Source organism: Duganella sp. OV510 (assembly GCF_900100205.1).
Taxonomy (GTDB): domain Bacteria; phylum Pseudomonadota; class Gammaproteobacteria; order Burkholderiales; family Burkholderiaceae_D; genus Rugamonas.
Window position 1 is genome coordinate 26,921 of record NZ_FNEQ01000007.1, and the last position, 21,466, is coordinate 48,386.

Annotated in this window: 20 protein-coding genes; 9 read left to right on the forward strand and 11 right to left on the reverse strand. The window is 62.4% G+C overall.

The annotated features are described in order from the left end of the window. Positions 1-6: 6 nt before the first annotated feature. From BLS51_RS18460 to BLS51_RS18470, 3 genes are read right to left on the reverse strand one after another with little or no spacing between them, the layout of a single operon-like run. Entirely contained in the window at positions 7-1,500 is a 1,494-nt protein-coding gene (locus BLS51_RS18460) for a CoA-acylating methylmalonate-semialdehyde dehydrogenase (RefSeq protein WP_090186070.1), read from the reverse strand. Between the two features lie 25 nt (positions 1,501-1,525). Further along, positions 1,526-2,641 carry an alanine dehydrogenase gene (gene ald / locus BLS51_RS18465; RefSeq protein WP_090186073.1) on the reverse strand — a complete coding sequence of 372 codons (1,116 nt, stop codon included), beginning with the start codon at positions 2,639-2,641 and terminating at the stop codon, positions 1,526-1,528. 11 nt (positions 2,642-2,652) lie between these two features. Next, entirely contained in the window at positions 2,653-3,969 is a 1,317-nt protein-coding gene (locus tag BLS51_RS18470) for an omega-aminotransferase AptA (protein ID WP_090186076.1), read from the reverse strand. 190 nt (positions 3,970-4,159) lie between these two features. On the opposite strand from BLS51_RS18470, the gene BLS51_RS18475 reads away from it, so the two are divergent. Further along, complete coding sequence (locus BLS51_RS18475) at positions 4,160-5,608, forward strand: aminotransferase-like domain-containing protein (RefSeq protein ID WP_090186079.1); 1,449 nt, start codon at positions 4,160-4,162, stop codon at positions 5,606-5,608. Beyond that, positions 5,596-6,255 (forward strand): TetR/AcrR family transcriptional regulator, encoded by a 660-nt coding sequence (locus tag BLS51_RS18480; RefSeq protein WP_090186083.1) that lies wholly within the window; start codon positions 5,596-5,598, stop codon positions 6,253-6,255. Before BLS51_RS18475 ends, BLS51_RS18480 begins: the two co-directional genes overlap by 13 nt. Here BLS51_RS18480 and BLS51_RS18485 read toward each other — a convergent pair. After that, positions 6,215-7,315: a collagen-binding domain-containing protein gene (locus tag BLS51_RS18485; protein WP_229207642.1), complete on the reverse strand. Its 1,101-nt coding sequence runs from the start codon at positions 7,313-7,315 to the stop codon at positions 6,215-6,217. The genes BLS51_RS18480 and BLS51_RS18485 overlap by 41 nt on opposite strands. Before the next feature lie 136 nt (positions 7,316-7,451). Between BLS51_RS18485 and BLS51_RS18490 the strand changes: the two genes are divergently transcribed. The 5 genes from BLS51_RS18490 to BLS51_RS18510 all read left to right on the forward strand — a co-directional run bounded on the left by BLS51_RS18490 (position 7,452) and on the right by BLS51_RS18510 (position 10,666). Next, the gene (locus BLS51_RS18490; RefSeq protein WP_090186088.1) at positions 7,452-8,030 is read left to right on the forward strand and encodes a GNAT family N-acetyltransferase; all 579 of its coding nucleotides are present in this window, start codon (positions 7,452-7,454) and stop codon (positions 8,028-8,030) included. Positions 8,031-8,132: 102 nt separating this feature from the next. Continuing rightward, positions 8,133-8,384, forward strand: coding sequence for a hypothetical protein (locus tag BLS51_RS18495; RefSeq protein WP_090186093.1), 252 nt, complete (start codon positions 8,133-8,135; stop codon positions 8,382-8,384). Next, positions 8,381-9,292: a sensor histidine kinase gene (locus BLS51_RS18500; RefSeq protein ID WP_090186098.1), complete on the forward strand. Its 912-nt coding sequence runs from the start codon at positions 8,381-8,383 to the stop codon at positions 9,290-9,292. Before BLS51_RS18495 ends, BLS51_RS18500 begins: the two co-directional genes overlap by 4 nt. After that, complete coding sequence (locus BLS51_RS18505; protein WP_090186101.1) at positions 9,289-10,050, forward strand: LytR/AlgR family response regulator transcription factor; 762 nt, start codon at positions 9,289-9,291, stop codon at positions 10,048-10,050. Before BLS51_RS18500 ends, BLS51_RS18505 begins: the two co-directional genes overlap by 4 nt. A 175-nt stretch (positions 10,051-10,225) precedes the next feature. Beyond that, positions 10,226-10,666 carry a VOC family protein gene (locus BLS51_RS18510; protein ID WP_090186105.1) on the forward strand — a complete coding sequence of 147 codons (441 nt, stop codon included), beginning with the start codon at positions 10,226-10,228 and terminating at the stop codon, positions 10,664-10,666. On the opposite strand, the gene BLS51_RS18515 is transcribed toward BLS51_RS18510, so the two are convergent. From BLS51_RS18515 to xapA, 7 genes are all read right to left on the reverse strand, one after another. Beyond that, positions 10,642-11,871, reverse strand: coding sequence for a nucleoside deaminase (locus tag BLS51_RS18515; RefSeq protein WP_090186110.1), 1,230 nt, complete (start codon positions 11,869-11,871; stop codon positions 10,642-10,644). The genes BLS51_RS18510 and BLS51_RS18515 overlap by 25 nt on opposite strands. Then, the gene (locus tag BLS51_RS18520; RefSeq protein WP_175472624.1) at positions 11,871-12,323 is read right to left on the reverse strand and encodes a cytidine deaminase; all 453 of its coding nucleotides are present in this window, start codon (positions 12,321-12,323) and stop codon (positions 11,871-11,873) included. Before BLS51_RS18520 ends, BLS51_RS18515 begins: the two co-directional genes overlap by 1 nt. 60 nt (positions 12,324-12,383) lie before the next feature. Further along, the gene (deoA, locus tag BLS51_RS18525) at positions 12,384-13,709 is read right to left on the reverse strand and encodes a thymidine phosphorylase (RefSeq protein WP_090186121.1); all 1,326 of its coding nucleotides are present in this window, start codon (positions 13,707-13,709) and stop codon (positions 12,384-12,386) included. 62 nt (positions 13,710-13,771) lie between these two features. Then, positions 13,772-16,156 (reverse strand): aldehyde dehydrogenase family protein, encoded by a 2,385-nt coding sequence (locus BLS51_RS18530; protein ID WP_373994337.1) that lies wholly within the window; start codon positions 16,154-16,156, stop codon positions 13,772-13,774. Positions 16,157-16,170: 14 nt separating this feature from the next. Then, positions 16,171-17,124: a deoxyribose-phosphate aldolase gene (gene deoC, locus BLS51_RS18535; protein WP_090186124.1), complete on the reverse strand. Its 954-nt coding sequence runs from the start codon at positions 17,122-17,124 to the stop codon at positions 16,171-16,173. Next, the gene (locus BLS51_RS18540) at positions 17,121-18,314 is read right to left on the reverse strand and encodes a phosphopentomutase (RefSeq protein ID WP_090186132.1); all 1,194 of its coding nucleotides are present in this window, start codon (positions 18,312-18,314) and stop codon (positions 17,121-17,123) included. The genes deoC and BLS51_RS18540 overlap by 4 nt, the downstream gene beginning before the upstream one ends. A gap of 52 nt (positions 18,315-18,366) precedes the next feature. Then, positions 18,367-19,206 (reverse strand): xanthosine phosphorylase, encoded by an 840-nt coding sequence (xapA, locus tag BLS51_RS18545; RefSeq protein WP_090186134.1) that lies wholly within the window; start codon positions 19,204-19,206, stop codon positions 18,367-18,369. Positions 19,207-19,414: 208 nt separating this feature from the next. Between xapA and BLS51_RS18550 the strand changes: the two genes are divergently transcribed. Both BLS51_RS18550 and BLS51_RS18555 read left to right on the forward strand, forming a co-directional pair. Further along, positions 19,415-20,545, forward strand: coding sequence for a carbohydrate kinase (locus tag BLS51_RS18550; protein ID WP_090186136.1), 1,131 nt, complete (start codon positions 19,415-19,417; stop codon positions 20,543-20,545). A gap of 4 nt (positions 20,546-20,549) precedes the next feature. Beyond that, a complete protein-coding gene (locus BLS51_RS18555) occupies positions 20,550-21,464 on the forward strand; it encodes a pseudouridine-5'-phosphate glycosidase (protein ID WP_090186139.1) in 915 nt (304 codons plus the stop codon). Positions 21,465-21,466 lie beyond the last annotated feature (2 nt).

The window sequence follows — 21,466 nt, forward strand, 5'->3', positions numbered from 1 at the left end:
TGGTTTTCATTTCATCTGAGGGAATGCAAATTCTGCGCCAGCACTGGCGGTATTCGGCCAGCGCTGCATCACCGCCTTATGGCGCGTGTAGAAGCGCACGCCTTCCGGACCATAAGCGTGATGGTCGCCGAACAGGCTGCGCTTCCAGCCACCGAAACTGTTGAACGCCATCGGCACCGGCAGCGGCACATTCACGCCCACCATGCCGACCTGGATCTGCCGCACGAATTCCCGCGCCACGCCACCGTCGCGCGTGTAGATCGCCACGCCATTGCCATACTCGTTGCGATTGATCAGCTCCACCGCGCTGCCCACATCGGGCGCGCGCAACATGCACAGTACCGGACCGAAAATCTCCTCCTTGTAAATCGTCATATCCGGCGTGACGTGATCGAACAAGGTACCGCCGACGAAGAAGCCATTCTCGCGCCCAACCACCTGATGATTGCGGCCATCGACCACCAGCTTGGCGCCTTGTTCGACGCCCTCGCCAATCAAGCGCTCTATGCGCTGCTTGGCCGCCTGCGTCACCACAGGCCCCATTTCGGCATCCGACGCCATGCCATCGCGCACTTTCAGTGCAGCGGTGCGCTGTGCCAGTGCATCGACAATCTTGTCGCCCGCATCGCCGACCGCGACGACCACCGAGATCGCCATGCAGCGTTCACCGGCCGAGCCGAAGGCTGCACCCATCAACGCATCGACCGTCATCTCCATGTCCGCGTCAGGCATCACCACCATATGATTTTTGGCGCCGCCCAAAGCCTGCACGCGCTTGCCGGCCGCGCAGCCGCGCGAGTAAATGTACTCAGCAATAGGTGTCGAGCCGACGAAGCTGATCGCCTGCACCACCGGATGATCGAGCAACGCATCGACCGTCACCTTATCGCCCTGCACGACATTGAACACGCCGTCCGGCAGGCCGGCTTCCTTCAGCAGACGCGCATGCAGCAGCGACGCGGACGGATCACGCTCGGAAGGCTTGAGCACAAAGGTATTCCCGCACGCCAGCGCCACCGGGAACATCCACATCGGCACCATCACCGGGAAGTTGAACGGCGTGATGCCAGCCACCACGCCCAGCGCCTGGCGCATCGACCACGCGTCGATACCGCGCGAAATCTGATCAGTGAACTCGCCCTTCAGCATCTGCGGAATACCGACCGCGAATTCCACCATTTCGATACCGCGCGCCACTTCGCCCCGCGCATCAGCGAAAGTCTTGCCATGCTCGCGCGTGATCATGGCCGCGAATTCATCGACATGCTGCTGGCACAGCTGCAGATACTTGAACAGCACGCGCGCACGCGTCAGCGGTGGCGTCGCCGACCACGACGGAAATACCTTCTCGGCCGCGCGCACGGCAGCGTCTACTTCCTCCGCCGTGCCAAGCGCCACTCGGGCTACCGGTTCGCCCACTGCGGGATTGAACACGTCGGCATGACGGCCGCTTTGCGTATCGACGGTAACGCCGTTGATGTAATGGGTGATGGTATCCATGGTGCTCTTTCAAATTAAGCGCGGCCTAGCCCAGCAGGCTGTCCGCGTCGACATAGTTGTAACCAAGGCCGTTGGCCACCGCTTCATACGTGACCTTACCCTGGCAGACATTCAAACCATTCTTCAGATGCGGGTTGGCTTTCAGCGCTTTTTGCCAGCCCTTGTCGGCCAGCGCGACCGCGTGACCGATAGTTGCGTTGTTCAATGCGAAGGTCGAGGTGCGCGCCACCGCGCCCGGCATGTTGGCGACGCAGTAGTGCACCACGCCGTCCACCACATAGGTCGGCTGCTCGTGCGTGGTGGCGTGTGACGTCTCAAAACAACCACCCTGATCGATCGCCACGTCCACCACCACTGCGCCCTGTTTCATGCGCGCGATCATGGAACTGGTGACCAGCTTCGGCGCCGCCGCACCTGGCACCAGCACGCCGCCGATCACCAGGTCCGCATCCAGCACCGCTTCTTCGATCGCATGTGCGTTGGAATACATGGTGGCGACGCGGTTGCCGTACACCAGATCCAGCTGGCGCAGGCGATCCACGTTTTTATCCAGGATCGTCACGCGCGCACCGATGCCGATCGCCATCTGCAAGGCATTGGTGCCGACCACGCCGGCGCCGATGATGGCGATATGGCCCGGCGCCACACCCGGAACGCCACCCAGCAGCAAGCCCATGCCGCCCTTGGATTTCTCCAGATGCGCGGCGCCTGCCTGAATCGACATGCGCCCCGCCACCTCGCTCATCGGCGCCAGCAGCGGCAAGCCGCCGGTCGCGCCGGTGATGGTTTCATAGGCGATGCAGACCGCGCCTGATTTCACCAGCGCCTTGGTTTGTTCCGGGTCCGGCGCGAGGTGCAGATAGGTGTACAGGATCTGCCCTTCGCGCAGCATCGCGCATTCCTGCGGCTGCGGTTCCTTGACCTTGACGATCATTTCAGCGCGGCGGAAGATTTCCTCCGCACTGTCGATGATGCTGGCGCCGGATGATTCATACATCGCATCCGTCAGGCCGATGGCCGCGCCGGCATTTTGTTGTACCAGCACCTGATGGCCACGCAAAACGAGTTCCTTGACACTGGCCGGAGTAAGGCCAACGCGGGACTCCTGGTTCTTGATCTCTTTTGGGACGCCGACCAGCATGGTTATCTCCTTCAATCCAGGTTTTTAAGTACTTCCCTCAACTTTCCAAACAACTCATCAATGTGTTTTTTCTCCAGTACCAGCGGTGGTGACAAGGCGATGATGTCGCCGGTGGTACGGATCAGGATGCCGTCCTCGAAGGCTTTCTTGAACGCGGTGAACGCGCGCACGCCCGGCTTGCCGGCGATCGGCGCCAGCTCGATGCCGGCGATCAGGCCGATGGTACGGATATCGATCACGTGCGGCAGGCCTTTCAGCGAATGCACCGCATCGGCCCAGTAGTCAGCCATGCCGGCCGCGTGTTCAAGAATGTTCTGTTCCTTGAACACTTCCAGCGTCGCCAGCGATGCGGCGCAGGCCACCGGATGGCCCGAGTAGGTGTAACCGTGGAACAGCTCTATGCCGGCTGGCGCATCCATAAAGGCATCATGGATATGCTGCTTGCTGAACACCGCGCCCATCGGAATGGTGCCGTTGGTGAGGCCCTTCGCAGTGGTCATCATGTCCGGCTCAACGTCAAAGTAGTCGCCGGCGAACGGCGTGGTCAGTCGGCCGAAGCCGGTGATCACTTCATCGAAGATCAGCAGGATGCCGTGTTTGGTGCACAGCTCGCGCAAGCGCTTCAGGTAGCCTTTCGGTGGAATCAGCACGCCGGTCGATCCGGCCACCGGCTCGACGATTACGGCGGCGATGGTGGATGCATCATGCAGCGCGACGATGCGCTCCAGTTCATCGGCCAGGTTGGCGCCGTGTTCCGGCTCGCCACGGGTGTAGGCGTTCTTTTCCAGATTGTGCGTATGCGGCAGATGGTCCACGCCGGGCAGCATCACGCCATATGGCTTGCGGTTGCCAGCGATGCCGCCGACCGAGATACCGCCGAAGCCAACGCCGTGATAGCCGCGCTCACGGCCGATGAAACGCGTGCGGCTCGCTTCACCGCGCGCCTTGTGATACGCCAGCGCGATCTTCAGCGCGGTGTCCACCGCTTCGGAACCGGAGTTGGTATAGAACACATGGCCGTAGCGATGGTTGGTGTACGCCATCAGCTTCTCGGCCAGGTCGAAGGCGGCCGGATGGCCCATCTGGAAGGTCGGCGCGAAATCCAGCTGGCCTACCATCTCGCGCACGGCAGCGACAATCTTCGGCTGCGCATGGCCGCATGGCACGCACCACAAGCCGGCCGTGCCATCGAGGATGCTGCGGCCATCGACATCCTTGTAGTACATGCCTTCCGCCGATACCAGCAGGCGCGGGTTCGCCTTGAAATCGCGGTTGTTCGTGAATGGCATCCAGAAGGACGTCATCGATTCGGGTCTGGACTCGTTCATGCACCTCTCCTATGAAACAACTTTCTTCGGATTTTTTTGACAGACCGTAAAAAAATTTACCAGTTGGCAAAATGATGATGCAATAATAGACAGCAGGACAACTATGGCACAGATACACAATTCAACAAACTGTCCAACCGTACTGGCAACAAAAACACTACAGTTCCACTTTCCCTGCGCGGAGTCAAGGATGGAAGAAGCGAGTTCTGTGATCGATCAAACCAGCTGGCCTGTCGTGGCGATCGAGCGGCGCCACAAGGGCAGCCTGGTCGAGCAGATCGTCTCGGCCATCAGCGCCATGGTGGCCGGCAAGGAGTTGCGCGTGGGCACTAAGATGCCCTCGGTGCGACAGTTCGCCAAGTGTAATGGCATCAGCACCTTTACAGTTGTCGAAGCGTATGACCGGCTGGTGACGCTGGGTCTGCTGTCGTCGCGGCGCGGCTCCGGCTATTTTGTCGCCCGCCAGGACTTGCCGGCGACGCTGCTGCCGAGCACCCAGCAAGCCACGCCCAGTGCCATCGATGCGCTGACCGCCGACCTGTATTCCGGCATGTCCGAAGCGCTGCCGGTGGGCGCCGGCTGGCTGCCGCCCGAGTGGTATGGCGAAGACACCATCCTCGACGCCGTGCGCCAGGCGATGCGCATCCCGGCCGCGCGGCTGCGTGGCTACGGCCACCCGCTCGGCTTCCCGACGCTGCGTCAGCATATGGCGGCCACGCTGAGCGACGAACTGTATCCGGTGGAAGCGGAACAAATCCTGCTGACGCACGGCGCCACGCACGCCTTCGATCTGATACTGCGCACGCTGACCAAGCCGGGCGACACGGTGTTCGTTGAAGATCCGGGTTATAGCAACCTGCTGTCGCTGATACGCCACCATGGCTGCGTCGCGGTCGGCATTGCGCGCGGCGAACACGGGCTGGATCTGGACGCACTGGCGCAACAGGCCGCGCTGGTGCAGCCGAAACTGATGTTCGTCAACACGGTGCTGCAAAATCCGCTTGGCACTTCGCTGACGGTGGCGCAGGCGCACCGCCTGCTGGCACTTGCCGAACAGTTCGACTTCTGGCTGGTGGAGGACGATATCTACCGCGAGCTGGCGCCGCGCGGTGAAGCCTCGCTGGCGGCGATGGACGGACTGCGGCGCGTCATACGCGTCGGCAGTTTCTCAAAGACCTTGTCGCCGGTCTTGCGCGTCGGCTCGATCAGCGCTTCGTCGTCGCTGATCCCCGAGCTGCTGCGGGTGAAAATGCTGGCCGGCCTCACGACGTCCGAGATCAACGAACGCGCCGTCTACCACGCCATCACCGCGCGTCCTTACAAGCGCATGGTGGACAAGCTGGTGACGCAGCTGGATGCCGGCCGCGAACGCGCCATGGCCAGCCTGCGTGACGTCGGCATGACCTTGCTGGCGCGACCGCGTGGCGGCATGTTCGTCAGCGCCGGCTGGCATGATGCGCCCTCGCCGGCGTGGAACGGCAAGGTGATCGCCGACCTGGCGCTGAAACACGGCATCCTGCTGTCGCCGTGCGACTTCTTCATGCTGCGCGCGCCGGAAGCAATCTGGTTCCGCTTCAACGTCGCATATGCCGACCATCCGCAACTGCTCAACTTCCTGAGACTCATATGCCGACAGTAAAAATCAACCGTCGCCTGCTCAATCGCGACAAGCTGGAAGCCGAGATCACCGCCGAAGCAGTGCGCGTGTTCGCCGAATGCGGCTATGAAGGCACGTCGATCGCCACGGTGGCGGACAACGCCGGCCTGTCGAAGCAGAACCTGATGTACTACTTCCCCACCAAGCAGGCGCTGTATCAGCGCGTGCTGGACGAAGTGCTGGACGACTGGCTGGCGCGCATGGAAAGCCTGGCCGCCGCCGGGCAGGACCCGCGCGAAGTGCTGCGCGCCTATGTGCAGGCCAAGCTAAAATTCTCGCGCGAGAATCCGTGGGCGTCGCGCGTCTACGCAATGGAAGTCATCAGTGGTGCGCCGCTGTATGGCGGCCAGATACAGACCCGCGTAGTCCCGCTGGTGCGCAAGGACATCGAAGTATTTGAACAGTGGATCAGCGAGGGGAAGATTGCGCCGGTGAATGCGACGCATCTGCTGTTTGCGATCTGGGCGATGACGCAATCCTATGCGGACTTTTCCGCCCAGATGGCGCTGGTGTTAAACCGCAAACAGCTGACGAAGAAGGATTTCGACGATGCCGAAAAGGTCATCGTCGATATGGTACTGGCGGCGATCAGCGTGCCGCAGCAGCCTTCTGGCGGCGACGGCCCATGAAGCCGACGATGCCCAGGCCAGCCAGCAGCATGGCATAGGTTTCTGGCTCAGGTACTGCGGCAATCGCCGGGATGGTGCCGGTGAAGGTCTGGATGTGCATCTGGCCATACTCGTTGACGCTCTGCGCATACACGCCACCTTCGACGTTGGCGCCGCCGCCCGCATTGGTGAAGGTGCCGCCAGCCACCAGCACCTGGCCACCAAAGGTCTTCTCCACGGTCACGTTGCTGGCGCCAGCGAAGTTCCAGATGAACTTGCTGCCATTGGCTTCCGCATCCTGGAAGTTGGCGTTCAGGCTCAACGTCGTTTCATCGGTGTTGAAAATGACCGTGGTGGCGCCGGTCAGGTTGAAGTAGAAGTCGGTAATCTTCGGCGAGAAAATGGTGTCGTCGATGCCGGTCAGGTCGAATACCAGCAGGCCGGATGAGTCAGCCTTGCCGCTAAACGTCACTTTGCTGTTGGTCTGCGTGTCGATGGTGACGCTGGCTTTATCGGTGCCTTTCAGCGTCGACAGCTGTTTCGACAGCGTGGTCATCACCGAGCCGAAATCGGTCGAGGTGGCAGCGGCTTCCGCTTTCAGCATGGTGCTGGTTTTCTCCGCCAGCGGCTTGTAAGGGTTGCCGTTGCTGGAGGCCGCGTGAGTGGCGCCATTCAGGTTAACGTTGGTGGCGGAACCGTTGATCCAGGTATTACCCTGGAACGAGCCACCAGTGGCCGAGCCGCCGACAGTGGCATCGCCCTTGTTGACGATGACATTGGTGGTGCTGCCGCCGACGTACAGGCCCAGCGCATCCACATGCGCCTGGTTGCTGGAGCTGCTCATATTGCCCAGCACGGTCACGCCGGCATAGTCGGACGCCAGAATTTTTTCCGGTTTCTGCACGAAGTCCTGCGCCACGGCATCGCCGCCAACAAAGGTACGGCCCTGCACGTGCGAAGTCGAGTGCAGGTCTTTGCTGACAACCAGGTTAAATTGTTGCAGCATCTGGGTGGCGGTCAGCGGCGTAGTAGCGGCCTGGGCATTGGCGACAAACAGGGCTGCGGCTGCCAGGGCGGTCATTGGGAACACTCGTGCCATTACGGTATCGTCCTTAAAAAATGTCGCGACCGGTGGCCGCGTGCAGAAAATTGCTTTAATTCAAAAATAATTGCGTTTAGTATATCATGCAAATAAATTCGATACAATAACTTTAGTTATGAAAATATTCACCTCATTTACCCTGAGCACCGAGCGCCTGACGCTGCGTTTTGTCGAACCTGGCGACGCCGAGGCGCTGTTCCGCATCATGTCCGTCGAAGAAACCATGCGTTACTTCAGCAGCACGCCGTGGCAACACATGGCGCAGGCGGTCGACAATATCGAGCAGACGCTGAAAGGCTACCTGGACGGCGCCGTGCTGCGGCTGGCCATGGTGCCACGTGAAGGCGAACACGCCGGCGAAGTCATCGGCACGGTAACCTTGTACGCCTTCGACCTGCGCAACCACCGCTGCGAGATCGGCTACATCCTCGGCCGTCCGCACTGGGGCCAGCGCTACACGCAGGAAGCGTTGAAGGCGCTGATCGCCTACGCCTTCGGCACGCTGGAACTGCAGCGCCTGGAAGCGGATATCCATCCCGACAATATTGCCTCCGAGCGCCTGCTGCAAAGCCTGCATTTCCAGCGCGAAGGCCATCTGCGCGAGCGCTGGTTTGTCGGCGGCGAGATCTCGGACAGCATTATCTACGGCCTGCTGCGGCGTGACTGGGAAGCTGCCACTCATCCGGCGCAATAACCGGCCATCCCCATGAAATTGCAGTTGATCGGAATCCGCCACAGCCTTGCGGTCGCCTTTGCTACAGTGACTCCATCGCAACACCTTTCATGGAGAAACAAAATGAGCAAAGTCACCGCCCTGTTCGACGAAATCTTCCAGGCTTTCACGCGTGCACTGCGCTATGGCGTGCGGCTGATCGGCAGCATGTCGCCGCAGGCTTTGCTCGGCGTGGCGCTGGTGATGGCCCTGATCTGCGCTGTGCTGCCGCTGGCCTTGACGCTGTTTGTCGTGTTCCTGCTGGTAAAACTGGCGTTCGGCGCCAGCATCATCGCCCGCCGCCCACGCGCCACACCCTACAAGGATGTTGAATGAAAAAGACGAAGCTGGCCCAGGCCGGCTTGCTGGATATCATCCGCGAAGTCGGGGAAACCGCCGCCAGCGTCTGGTGGCATTTCTTCGACTGGCTGGCACAAGTCGAGTGGCGCAAGCTGGTCATCATCTGGCTGCTGTTCCTGGTCCTGTCGGCCTCGCTGTTCCACATCAACGAGCAGATCTGGGGCTTTGTGCTGGCTTCGTTCGGCCTGAAAGTGCTGGCCGGCGGCAAGCGCAAGGCCGAGCTGGAAGCACGCAACGCTGAAACGCACGCCGACGAGGAAAGCATCGAGCGCCGCGTGGTGGAGGCGCGCATGGCGGCCTTGCAGGCACAGGTCGAACCGCACTTCCTGTTCAACACCCTGGCGCTGATCGGCCAGCTGATCGAAACCGATCCGCCGCAAGCCGCCCGCATCCACCAGAACCTGATCGACTACCTGCGCGCCACGCTGCCGCAGATGCGGGCGAAAGGCACCGGCACGCTGGGCCGGCAGATCGAGATGTCGCGCGCCTACCTGGCCATCATGCAGGCGCGCATGCGCACGCGGCTGGCCGTGTCGATCGATGTAGCCGAGGAAATGCTGAGCGCCACCTTCCCGGTGATGATGTTGCAGATCCTGATCGAGAACGCCATCAAGCACGGGCTGGAGCCGAAGATCGACGGCGGCCGCATCGATATCCGCGCCTCGGTTGACGGACAGATGCTGCAGGTCGACGTGATCGACGACGGCATCGGCTTCAATGCCTTTGCCGGCGATGGCATCGGTCTGGCCAATGTGCGCGAGCGCCTGCGCATCCAGTACGGCAACCGCGCGCAGCTGGTGATCGAAGCGCCGCTGACCGGCGGCACCCGCGCCAGCATCCGCGTGCCATACGCGCCCGATATCTTCCATGGAACCAGCAAATGAACCGCCCTACCGCACTGATCGCCGACGATGAAGAAGGCATGCGCCAGCAATTGCGCAGCCGCCTCCACGACGCCTGGCCGGAACTGCAGATCATCGCCGAAGCGGCAAACGGCATCGAGGCGGTGGCGCTGGCCGGGCAGCACCAGCCGGACATCGTCTTCCTCGACATCCGCATGCCCGGCCTGTCCGGGATCGAGGCGGCGCGCATGCTGTTCAACCGCTGTCACCTGGTGTTTGTCACCGCTTACGACCAGTATGCGATCGAAGCATTTGAGCAAGGTGCACTGGACTACCTGCTCAAGCCGGTCGGCGGCGAGCGCCTGAAGACTACCTGCATCCGTTTGCAATCCTTGATCGGGCAGCAGCCAAGCAATATCGAGCGCCAGCTCAGCCAGTTGCTGTCGCACCACAGCAAGCCGCCCGCCAAACAGGAATACCTGCGCTGGATACAGGCGGTGGTCGGCGCCAACCTGCGCATGATCTCGACCCGCGAAGTGCTGTTCTTCCAGGCTGACGAAAAATACACGCGGGTGCAGACCGAGCAATCGGAAGTGCTGATCCGCAAGACGCTGAAAGAGCTGGCGGATGAACTCGACCCAGACGAATTCTGGCGCATCCACCGTTCGACGCTGGTGCGCGTCGACGCCATCGAGGAAGTCACGCGCGACCTGCGCGGCCGGCAGATGGTGCGCATCCGCAATCATCCGCAGCTGTTGGAAGTAAGCCGTGGCCATACCCATCTGTTCCAGCAGATGTAAGCCATGGAGGCGCGTTGCCATTGCCGGAAGTCTGGTCTATATTAAGACTTTCGACAATACACAGCGCGTCCCTTTGAGTTAGATCAAAACAAGCGCAATCAGGCATTGCAGCGCTGAACCATGGGCCGTGCAAAACAATCGAATCTGTTTGCAGCGCACACCAGGGGAACACACAATGTCCAGCATACCCAAGCAAACATCCTGCGGCGTCATTCCATGCCTGCGCTACCGCGACGCGCCTGCCGCGATCGACTGGCTGCGCGATACGCTCGGATTCACCGTGCAATTCGTGGTGCCGAACGAGGATGGCAGCATCGCCCACGCCCAGCTTACCTTCGGCAACAGCATGATCATGCTGGGCTCGGCTTTCGACACGGAATATGGCCAGTTGCTGAAGCAGCCCGCTGAAACCGGCGGCTTCGTCACCCAAAGCGCCTATCTGGTGGTGAACAACGCCGACCTGGTGTATGGCCGCGTGCTGGAAGCCGGTGGCAAGATCCTGCTGGATATCAAGGACGAGGACTACGGCGGCCGGGGCTTCACCTGCAGCGACCTTGAAGGTCACGTCTGGAGCATCGGCACCTACGATCCCTACGCGGCGGCGCCCAAGGCCTGAATCAGCGCGATGTCCGTCACCTGCGTCGGGCGGATGCGGATGATGTTGCGGTACAGCGGCGGCATGGCCGCGCACAGGGCGGCCAGTTCGGTCTCTGGCAGCGCAGGCAGCACGTACTGCAGCTGCGCCGGATTTTTCAGCGGCAGCGGGCCTTCCATGGTGGAGCCGTAGGCGCCCAGGTTCATATAGCTGACGGCGCTGGCGTCCGGCCCCTGGGCAAAAACGAACGTCCCTTCCTTTGGATGGCCGAGGTAGTGGCGGATATCGTCCTGCTGCGCGCGCGTGGCGCCGTTCATCAGCTTGTAGCGCAGCTGCGCATAGGCGCGCGTGGTTTCCATGAAGGCGCTGCGGATGCCCGATTGCGTCATCCGGCCCGGCATGCAGAGCAGCAGATTGCCGAAAGAATCGAGCAAGGCCACAGCATCCCCTGCCCCGCCATGCTCGCGGTCGCGCGCCATCGCTTGCAGCAGGAACGGCGCCAGGCCGGCGTCCGGCTGGTGCGGCTGGCAACGGTAGGTCAGTGCGTCGGGATACTGCTGCTTCAGCGCGCGCACCACAGCGTGATCGGCGGGCAGCGCAGCAGGGTCCTTCAGCAATTCCTGCGGATGGTCGGCGTTAAATTTTTCCGTCACCTCGGCCGACGTGGCCTCGAACACCAGTGAGCACAAGGCTTGTGTCGGTTCCGAGATGGTCTTCCCGATGAAAAACGATTTCGGTGTGGCGCCGCTGGCGGTACGCGCATACAGCGAGGAACCGAGGATGGCCGGGTAGCTGAAGCTGTCGCCGGCCTGCGCGCGCAGCGCCACTGGCAGCGCGCTGAAACTGGCGCTGTGGTCATAGTTGATGCCGGACTCCTTGTCCGGCGCGGCCACCACCACGTTGAAGCCCGCTGCGAGGATCGCGCCGCTGCACATGCAGCACGGATCGAGCGAGGTGACGATGGTGATGTCCTGTGGCGCCGGCAGGTCACGGCCCTTGGCGCGTTCGGCGTAATACCAGTCGATCAGCTGGCGTTCGCCGTGCGCGGTCGGGTCGAAGATCAAGCCGTCCTTGACGACGTTGTTGTGCAGCGATTGCAGCACGTTGCCATGCTGGTCGAGCATCAGGCCGCCGACACCGAAGGTGCCTTGCGTCCTGGCGGCGATGGCTTCCGACGCCGCGATGGCGACAGCTGCCTGCACATCAATCGTCTTCTTGTGGGCCATTACTTCTTCTTGAGATCCTGGCCACCGAATGCGTTCGGCAGTTGCTCGGCTGCGGTGGTTTCGAAGATGTCACCTTTCAGGTTGGTCAGCAGGACCGGCAGTTCGTTGCCGCCCAGTTCCAGGATCACCTGGCGGCAGGCGCCACATGGCGCGATCGGGCCGTCGGTTTCGCCGATGACCACCAGTTGCGCGAAATCGCCCTGCTTGTAGCCGTGGGCAAAGGCACTGAAGAAGGCGGTGCGCTCGGCGCAGTTGCACAGGCCATACGACGCGTTTTCCACGTTACAGCCGTGGAAGAGCTTGCCGTCGTTGGTTAGCAGCGCGGCACCGACCTTGAAGTTGGAGTATGGCGTGTAAGCCTTCAGGCGCGCGGCAGCGGCTTCGGCGATCAGTTCTTGTTTGTCCATGTGAGTTGTCCTTGGTACGTCATTCAGGCGCAGGCCGGAATCCATGGTGAGATCGCAGGCCTGCTTGCTGGCTATGGGTCCCGGCTTTCGCCGGGGCGACGTGGGTTACGGGCGGATCGTGCGGTAGATCACCGGATTCACGGCTGGCGCCTGGTCGGCGATCTGGTAAGCCGCCTGCACTTCGCGGATCGCCTGTTCGGCCGCTTCCTGCGTGCGCGCATGCACCATCGCCAGCGGCTGGCCGGCTTCGATCTTGTCACCCAGGCCAGCCAGATCGGTCAGGCCAACGGCGTAGTCGATCGGATCGGCAGCGCGACGACGGCCGCCACCCAGCGACACCACCGCCAGGCCGATTTCACGGCAATTCGCCGCAGCAGCATAGCCCGACTTCAGCGCAGGCGCCGGCACGATGATCGGCGAGCGTTCCAGGTACTTGTCCGGATTATCCATCAGGTCCGCAGGACCGCCCAGCGCCACCACCATGCGCGCGAAGCGTTCGGCCGCCTCGCCGCTGTCCAGCGATGCTTGCAGCTTGGCGCGCGCCTCGTCCTCGCTGGCGGCCAGTTTGCCCAGCACCAGCATCTCGGCGCACAGCGCCATCGTCACTTCGTGCAGGCGTGCAGGACGCGATTTACCGCTCAGGTAATCGATCGCGCCGCGCACTTCCACCGCGTTGCCGGCGTACGGCGCCAGCGATTCGTTCATGTCGGTCAGGATGGCCGAGGTCATCATGCCCGCGCCATTGCCGACCTTGACGATGCTCTCGGCCAGCTCCACCGATTTCTCGTAGCTAGGCATGAAGGCGCCGCTACCGACTTTCACGTCCATCGCCAGCGCATCCAGGCCGGCTGACAGTTTCTTCGACAGGATGGAGCCGGTGATCATGGCCACCGACTCCACGGTCGCGGTGACGTCGCGCACGCCGTAGAAAATCTTGTCCGACGGCGCCAGCGACGACGTCTGGCCGATGATCGCCACGCCGACTTCTTTCACCACTTTGCGGAACAGGGCATTGTCCGGCACCGTGGTGTAGCCGGGGATGGAATCAAATTTGTCCAGCGTGCCGCCAGTGTGGCCGAGGCCACGGCCGGAGATCATCGGGACGTAACCACCACAGGCTGCGACCATCGGGCCGAGCAGCAGCGACACCACGTCGCCGACGCCGCCGGTGGAGTGCTTGTCCACCACCGGGCCGTTCAGGTCCAGCGAGCGCCAGTCCAGCACTTCGCCGGAATCGCGCATGGCCAGCGTGAAGGCAACGCGTTCGTCCATGCTCATGTCGTTGAAGTAAACCGCCATCGCCAGCGCGGCGATCTGACTCTCGGTCACGCGGCCGGAGGTGATGCCGCCGACGAAGAACTGGATCTCTTCGGCCGACAGGACGCCGCCGTCACGCTTTTTGCGGATGATCTCTTGAGGTAAATAGGACATGGAATTTTCCCGTATCTTAAACGCGTCATTCCGGCGAAGGCCGGAATGACGGAGGGGGGGGGTTAGACGCCGTACGGAATCCAGATGTTTTTGACTTGCGACGCGTGGGCCAGCACCGCGCGGCCACCGGCTTGCGCGGTGCTGTACCAGTCACGGCCCTTGGCGCCGCCAACCCAGGTACGCTTCAGCGACGATACCGACAGACGCTCTACTTCAGCGCAGCCTTCTGCCGAACCATCGTGACGCCACACCGCATCGATATCGCCGTGCGTGGCCAGCGTACACGCCAGCTCATCGGCTGAACCGGTGATGATGTTGACCACGCCAGCCGGCAAGTCCGACGTATCCAGCACTTGGTACAGATCGGTCGCCGACAGTGGATGCGCCTCAGAAGGCACCACCACCACGCGGTTACCCAGCGCGATCGCCGGCGCCACCAGCGAGATAAAGCCCAGCAGCGGGGCCTCGTTCGGGCAGACGATGCCGATCACGCCCAGCGGCTCGTTCAGCGCCACGGTGATGCCATGCATCGGTGGCTGGTGCGCCAGACCGTCATACTTGTCCGCCCACGCGGCCCAGTAGAACAGACGTTCGATCGATGCCTGCACTTCCTTCTCGGCGTTCTTCGAACCAGTCATGGCGGCGATGCGGGCAGCGAATTCCTCGCCGCGCGCGGCCAGGTTTTCAGCGATGTAGTACAACACTTGCGCGCGGTTGTGCGACGTGGCCTTGGTCCAGCCCCCAGCCTTGTGCGCAGCTTCCACCGCATTGCGGATGTCCTTGCGGCTGCCCTCGCCCACTTCAGCGATGAACGCGCCGTCGGCGCCGTGAATCGCGCGGCTGTAGGCACCATCAGGGCGCGCCTGCTTGCCACCGATGTACAGCTTGGCGGTACGGTCGATGGCGAACGCGCCACCGGCTGCCGCCGGCACGGCCTTGGCTTTCGCCTTCGGCTCGATCACCGGTGCGGCAGGACGCGCGTCTTCCGACTTGGCGGTCAGGTATTCGTACATGCCTTCGCGGCCGCCTTCACGGCCATAGCCGGATTCGCGGTAGCCGCCGAAGCCGCAAGCGGCGTCGAACTGGTTGGCGGTGTTAATCCACACCACGCCAGCCTTGATGGCAGGCGCGACGTCCAGCGCCAGCGAGATGTTCTCGGTCCACACGCATGCGGCCAGGCCGTACACGGTGTTGTTCGCCAGTTGCACGGCTTCCGGCGGAGTGCGGAAGCTCATCGCCACCAGCACCGGGCCAAAGATTTCGGCCTGCGCCACAGCGGCGGCGGTCGACGCACCGGTAATCAGCGTTGGCGGGAACCACGAGCCATCGGCCGGCAGTTCGCACGCTGGCTGATAGACAGTGCAGCCTTCATCGCGTGCCGATTGCACCAGTCCTTCGATACGCTGCTTCTGCACCGGATCGACCAGCGCGCCGATGTCCATCGACTTGTCCAGTGGCGAACCGAGGGTCAGCTTGTCCATGCGGGCGCGCAGCTTGGCCAGGAATTTCTCCTGCACCGATTCCTGCACCAGCAGGCGCGAACCCGCGCAGCACACCTGGCCCTGATTGAACCAGATCGAATCGACCAGTCCTTCAACGGCGGCGTCCAGGTCCGCATCTTCAAACACGATGAAGGGAGACTTGCCGCCCAGCTCCAGCGACAGCTTCTTGCCGCTGCCGGCCGACGCTTCGCGGATCAGGCGACCCACTTCGGTGGAACCGGTAAAGGCCAGCTTGTCGATGCCTGCGTGCTTGACGATGGCTTCGCCCACGCGGCCGTCGCCGGTGACGATGTTGACCACGCCCGCAGGCACGCCGGCCTGCACGCAGATGTCAGCAAACAGCATCGCAGTCAGCGAAGTGAATTCGGCCGGCTTGAAGACGACCGTGTTACCAGCAGCGAGTGCAGGAGCGATTTTCCACGCCAGCATCAGCAGCGGGAAGTTCCACGGCACGATCTGGCCGACCACGCCTACGGCGCGGTAGTCGGCGAATTCTTCGGCTTGCAGTTGCGCCCAGCCTGCGTGGTAGTAGAAGTGACGCGCCACCAGCGGCAGATCGACATCGCGGGTTTCGCGGATGGTCTTGCCGTTGTCCAGCGTTTCCAGCACAGCGAACAGACGCGCGTGTTTCTGCATCAGGCGTGCGATCGAGTACATGACCTTGGCGCGGCCGTGACCACCCAGCGCCTGCCAGCCCGGTTGCGCGGCGCGTGCGGCGGCGACAGCGCGGTCAACGTCAGCGGCGCTGCCTTGCGTCAGGTCGGCCAGCTTGCTGCCATCGGCTGGATTGATGGAAGCGAACAGCTCACCGGCTTCGCTCCATTCATTGTTGATGAACAGGCCGAATTGGCGGCCGCGTTGTTCCAGCCACGCTTGCGCTTCTTTCGTGCTTTCCGGTGCTGGGCCGTATTCCATGGTGTTGAGGATCTCTTTAATGGTTGGCATGACGGTGTCCGTAATTATGGTTGCGCGTGGCGGTGAGCGGCCGAGTAGTTACCGGTCACATAGTGTTCCAGCTGGCGTTCGATGTCGGTCAGCAGGCTGGAAGCGCCGATGCGGAACAGGTGCGGTTCCAGCCACTCGTTGCCCAGTTCTTCTTTCATCAGCGTCAGGTATTGCAGCGCGGCCTTGGCCGTACCGACGCCGCCCGCTGGCTTGTAGCCGATCTTGAAGCCGGTCTGCTCGTGGTAGTCGCGGATCGCGCGCACCATCGTCAGCGACACAGGAATGGTCGCGTTGACCGGCTCTTTGCCAGTCGAAGTCTTGATGAAGTCCGCGCCAGCCATCATGCAGACCCACGATGCCTTGGCGACGTTTTCCAGCGTGACCAGTTCACCGGTCGCCAGAATCGCCTTGACGTGCGCTTCGCCGCAAGCCTTGCGGTAAGCCAGCATCTCGTCATACAGCGCTTGCCAGTTGCCGGTCAGGACGTGCTGACGGGTGATGACGATGTCGATCTCGGAAGCGCCAGCAGCCACCGACAGTTCGATCTCGCGCACCTTGGTTTCCATGCTGGTCAGGCCGGCCGGGAAGCCGGTCGATACGGCGGCGATCGGCAGGCGCCCTTGCAGCACCTCTACCGCCGGCTTGATCATCTCGTGGTACACGCAGACGGCGCCGGTGGCCAGGTTGTAATCTTGCAGGCCCAGTGCTTCCACCAGATCGGCGCGCAACGGACGAATCGCCTTGCGGCACAGGCGCTCGACGCGGCCAGGCGTATCATCGCCGGACAGCGTAGTCAGGTCGATCAGGCCGATGGCCTTGACCAGCCAGGCGGCCTGGTATTCCTTCTTCACCGTGCGGCGGTTCGCCAGGCTGGCGGCGCGGCGGTCGGACGCGGATTTATTAACGCGGATATGGTTAATCCAGCTGAGGTCCAGCGGGACCGCTTCATTGCGCTTGAAGTCGCTCATAACAGATTGCTTCCGTTCGAAAGTGGCTTGACGCCGAGGTGATGGGCCAGGGTCTGGCCGATGTCGGAGAAGGATTCGGAAATGCCCAGCGATTGCGCTTGCACCTTCGGACCGAAGAAGATCATCGGGATGTGTTCACGCGTGTGGTCGGAGCCCGGCCAGGTCGGATCGCAGCCATGGTCGGCGGTGATGACCACCAGGTCGTCTTCTTTCAGCTTGGCGATGAACTCCGGCAGGCGCGCATCCATTTCATGCAGCGCGTTCGAATAGCCATTGACGTCGCGGCGATGGCCGAAGGCCTGGTCGAAGTCGACGAAGTTGACGAAGGTCAGCGACTTGTCGCCCGCTTCGTCGGCCACCTTCAGCAGCGCGTCGAACAGCGCCATATTGTCCTTGCCCTTGACCACGCGCGATACGCCTTGCGTGGCGAAGATGTCGCTGATTTTGCCCAGCGCGATCACTTCGCCGCCATCGTTCTTGACGTGGTCCAGCAGCGTAGGCGCCGGCGGTGCGACAGCGTAGTCATGACGGTTGGTGGTGCGGGTGTAGTTGCCGTTGGCGCCGAGGAAAGGGCGCGCGATCACGCGGCCGATATTGTACGGCTCGACCAGCTTGAAGGCGATCTCGCACACTTCATACAAGCGCTCCAGGCCGAACGATTCTTCGTGCGCGGCGATTTGCAGCACCGAGTCGGCCGAGGTGTAGATAATCGGCTTGCCGCTGGCGACATGCTCGTCACCATGCTTGTTGATGATTTCCGTGCCCGATGCATGGCAGTCGCCCAGGAAGCCTGGCACGCCGGTCAGCTCTTGCAGCTTTTGCGTCAGCTCGGCCGGGAACGATGGCACGGTTTTCGGGAAGTAGCCCCAGTCGAATTCCACCGGCACGCCGGCGATTTCCCAGTGGCCGGACTGCGTGTCCTTGCCGGTCGAGCGTTCACGCGCGGCGCCGTAGGCGGCGGTGAAGCCTTCGCGCCGGGTGAAGCCGGTGGCCCACTCGCCGCTGGCCAGATGGGCGGCGGCGGTCAGGCCGAGTTGTTCCATGGTCGGCAGCGACATCGGCTTGCCGCTTTTGGCGACCTGCTCGGCGATGTGGCCGAAGGTGTTGGCGCCGGCGTCGTTGTACTTCGCCGCGTCAGGCGTGGCGCCCAGACCGAACGAATCGAGCAACAGGATAAATGCGCGTTTCATAATGTACTCCTAAAAGCAAAAAGGGGCGGACATCGCCGCCCCTGTTGCTTCCTTAAGCTTGCGGCGTTTTCGCCACGTTGCCCAGGAAGCCCAGGATCACTTCAATCAGCGAGGTCGCTGCAACGGCTGCATATTTCAGCGTCTGGTCATGCGACAGCGGGAACGGCGACAGGCCTTCCGCCAGATTGGTGATGGCCGATACGCCCACCACTTTCAGGCCGCAATGACGCGCCGACACCACTTCCGGCACCACCGACATGCCAACGACATCCGCACCCAGCGTCTTGAACGCGCGGATTTCCGCAGGCGTTTCAAAGTTAGGACCGGCGTAGGCGATGTACACGCCTTCGTGCAGCGTGACGTTCTTTTCCTTGGCCGAAGCCTGCAGCAGCGCGCGCAGGTCGGCGTCGTAAGCGTTGGCCATGCTGAAGAAGCGTGGACCGAAGCGCTCGTCGTTCGGGCCCATCATCGGCGTACCCGGCAGGAAGTTGATATGATCGGTCAGCGCCACCAGCGAACCGGCGTCCACTTCAGGACGCAGCGAACCGGCCGCATTGGTCACGAACAGCATTTCGCAGCCCAGCAGCTTCATGGTGCGCACGGCGCTGGTCATCACGCCGAGGCCATAGCCTTCGTAGACGTGGCCGCGGCCCTTCATGCACACCACCTGCACGCCCGACAGCGTACCGATCACCAGTTCACCGGCGTGGCCGTGCACGGTGGAGATCGGGAAACCTGGCAGCTCTTCGTAGCCGATGGTGACCGCGTCGGTCATCTGTTCCGCCAGCACGCCCAGGCCGGAACCAAGTATCATCGCGACGCGCGGCTTGAAGCCTTCTGGAAGACGGGCGCGAATAATGTCGGCTGCCTGGAATGGGGAATTATTAGACATGGAATCCTCGAAGATTTTTTGATAAGGCTGGGGAAGCTGCCACTATGCATCATCGTGCATATGTATGGCAAATACCATTTTTCTTAGCCATTTATATAAAAGTGATATAAATCAGGAGTATTATAAACCAACGTAAACTTAGCCGTAGAGCGCGGTTGACTCGATTCAAACAAATGTTTACGATTACGAACAACTGTTTGGAAGCACTATGACCGATACGTCAAAAAAGGAACAGCTATACCAGCTGATCCGCGCCAATCCCTTTATTTCCCAGCAAGACCTGGCGGTGGAATTGCGCCTGTCGCGTTCCGCCGTGGCCGGCCACATCGCCGGTCTGATTCGCGAACGCCGGCTGCTGGGCCGCGCCTACGTGCTGCCGGATAAACGTCCGGTGATGTGCATCGGCGCCGCCAACCTGGACCGCAAGCTGCGCACCATCGAGGCGATGCAGCTGGGCACCTCCAATCCCGCCACTGCCGAGGAAGTCTACGGCGGCGTGGCGCGCAACATCGCTGAAAACCTGGCCCGCCTCAACCTGCCGGCGGCGCTGCTGACCGCGCTGGGCGACGACAGCGCCGGCCGCAATCTGCAAGACCATGCGGAAGCGGCCGGCATCGATACTCGTGGCAGCCTCAAGCTGCAAGACGGCGCCACCGGCACCTACACCGCCATCCTCGACGACAAGGGCGAACTGGTGGTGGCGCTGGCCGACATGGCGCTGTATGACCGCATCACGCCCGAATTCCTGGCCAGCCGCCTGCCCCAACGCTCAGCCGCCGCCATGACCGTGGCCGATCTGAACCTGCCTGCCGACAGCATCACCGCGCTGCTGGAAAGTGCGCGCACCGATAACGTGCCCCTGGTGATTGTGGCCGTCTCGCAGCCGAAGATGGCCCGGCTGCCGGCGGACCTGAGCGGCCTGCGCCTGCTGATCCTGAATCGCGGCGAACTGGAAACGCGGGTCAACCGCGCACTGCCCACCGAAGCCGACGTGCGCGCCGCCTGCAACGAGGTATGCGCGCAAGGCGCGCGCGATGTCATCGTCACTTGCGGCAGCCAGGGCGTCTACCACACGCGTGGCGGCGAACTGGTATGGCTGGCCGCGCACCAGGTGGAGGTGGTGGATGTCACCGGCGCCGGCGATGCGTTCTCGGCCGCCGTCTGCTGGTCGCTGTACCAGGGCAGCGATGACCTGACGCTGGCTTGCCGCCGTGGCCTGAAAGTCGCCGCCATGACGCTGGAAAGCCCGGAGACCGTGTCGCCGGTGCTGGCCGCCGACATCCTCGACGAGATACACGATTTTGATATGAGCGCTCCGCTCTTCCCTAGTAAAGGATAAAACCATGCACCAATACCTGTTGTTCTCGCCGGAAGTGGCTGCCGCCCGCGCCGCCGGCAAAGCCATCGTCGCACTGGAATCGACCATCATCTCGCACGGCATGCCGTATCCGCAGAACGTGCAGATGGCGCGGGAAGTGGAACAGATCATCCGCGACGGCGGCGCCGTGCCGGCCACCATCGCCATCATCGGCGGCAAGATCTGCATCGGCCTGTCGGACGAGCAGCTGGAACTGCTGGGCACCTCGGCCGATGCGATGAAAGTCAGCCGCCGCGACCTGGCCTACGTGCTGTCGCAGGAGAAGCTGGGCGCCACCACTGTCGCGGCGACCATGATCTGCGCCGAGCTGGCCGGCATCCAGGTATTCGTTACCGGCGGCATCGGCGGCGTGCACCGTGGCGCCGAGACCAGCTTCGACATCTCGGCCGATTTGCAGGAACTGGCGCAGACCTCGGTGGCGGTGGTGTGCGCCGGCGTCAAATCCATCCTCGATATCGGCCTGACGCTGGAATATCTGGAAACCCACGGCGTGCCGGTGGTCAGCGTCGGCCAGCGCGGCTTCCCTGCCTTCTTCACCCGCGAGAGCGGCTTCAACGCCGACTTCCAGCTCGACAGCGCCGCCGGGCAGGCCGCCTTCATCCAGACCAAATGGCAGCTGGGCCTGAAAGGCGGCATCGTTGTCAGCAACCCGGTGCCGGCTGCCGAAGCGATGCCGAAGGAAGAAATCGACCGCATCACCGAGCAGGCCTTGCAGGAAGCGGATCAGCAAGGCGTGACCGGCAAGAACGTCACGCCGTTCCTGCTGGGCCGCATCAAGGCGCTGACCGAGGGCCGCAGCCTGGTCACCAATATCGCGCTGGTCAAAAACAATGCCCGTTGCGGCGCCGCGCTGGCGGTGGCCATGCAATCCACACGCTAACG

Coding starts and splice junctions, on each gene's coding strand:
- BLS51_RS18540 (WP_090186132.1), bottom strand. CDS start 18,314: ATGAAACGCGCATTTATCCTGTTGCTCGATTCGTTCGGTCTGGGCGCC.
- BLS51_RS18530 (WP_373994337.1), bottom strand. CDS start 16,156: ATGCCAACCATTAAAGAGATCCTCAACACCATGGAATACGGCCCAGCA.
- BLS51_RS18500 (WP_090186098.1), top strand. CDS start 8,381: ATGAAAAAGACGAAGCTGGCCCAGGCCGGCTTGCTGGATATCATCCGC.
- BLS51_RS18495 (WP_090186093.1), top strand. CDS start 8,133: ATGAGCAAAGTCACCGCCCTGTTCGACGAAATCTTCCAGGCTTTCACG.
- BLS51_RS18480 (WP_090186083.1), top strand. CDS start 5,596: ATGCCGACAGTAAAAATCAACCGTCGCCTGCTCAATCGCGACAAGCTG.
- BLS51_RS18550 (WP_090186136.1), top strand. CDS start 19,415: ATGACCGATACGTCAAAAAAGGAACAGCTATACCAGCTGATCCGCGCC.
- ald (WP_090186073.1), bottom strand. CDS start 2,641: ATGCTGGTCGGCGTCCCAAAAGAGATCAAGAACCAGGAGTCCCGCGTT.
- xapA (WP_090186134.1), bottom strand. CDS start 19,206: ATGTCTAATAATTCCCCATTCCAGGCAGCCGACATTATTCGCGCCCGT.
- BLS51_RS18475 (WP_090186079.1), top strand. CDS start 4,160: ATGGAAGAAGCGAGTTCTGTGATCGATCAAACCAGCTGGCCTGTCGTG.
- BLS51_RS18510 (WP_090186105.1), top strand. CDS start 10,226: ATGTCCAGCATACCCAAGCAAACATCCTGCGGCGTCATTCCATGCCTG.
- BLS51_RS18485 (WP_229207642.1), bottom strand. CDS start 7,315: ATGACCGCCCTGGCAGCCGCAGCCCTGTTTGTCGCCAATGCCCAGGCC.
- BLS51_RS18505 (WP_090186101.1), top strand. CDS start 9,289: ATGAACCGCCCTACCGCACTGATCGCCGACGATGAAGAAGGCATGCGC.
- BLS51_RS18490 (WP_090186088.1), top strand. CDS start 7,452: ATGAAAATATTCACCTCATTTACCCTGAGCACCGAGCGCCTGACGCTG.
- BLS51_RS18460 (WP_090186070.1), bottom strand. CDS start 1,500: ATGGATACCATCACCCATTACATCAACGGCGTTACCGTCGATACGCAA.
- deoC (WP_090186124.1), bottom strand. CDS start 17,124: ATGAGCGACTTCAAGCGCAATGAAGCGGTCCCGCTGGACCTCAGCTGG.
- BLS51_RS18520 (WP_175472624.1), bottom strand. CDS start 12,323: ATGGATTCCGGCCTGCGCCTGAATGACGTACCAAGGACAACTCACATG.
- BLS51_RS18555 (WP_090186139.1), top strand. CDS start 20,550: ATGCACCAATACCTGTTGTTCTCGCCGGAAGTGGCTGCCGCCCGCGCC.
- deoA (WP_090186121.1), bottom strand. CDS start 13,709: ATGTCCTATTTACCTCAAGAGATCATCCGCAAAAAGCGTGACGGCGGC.
- BLS51_RS18515 (WP_090186110.1), bottom strand. CDS start 11,871: ATGGCCCACAAGAAGACGATTGATGTGCAGGCAGCTGTCGCCATCGCG.
- BLS51_RS18470 (WP_090186076.1), bottom strand. CDS start 3,969: ATGAACGAGTCCAGACCCGAATCGATGACGTCCTTCTGGATGCCATTC.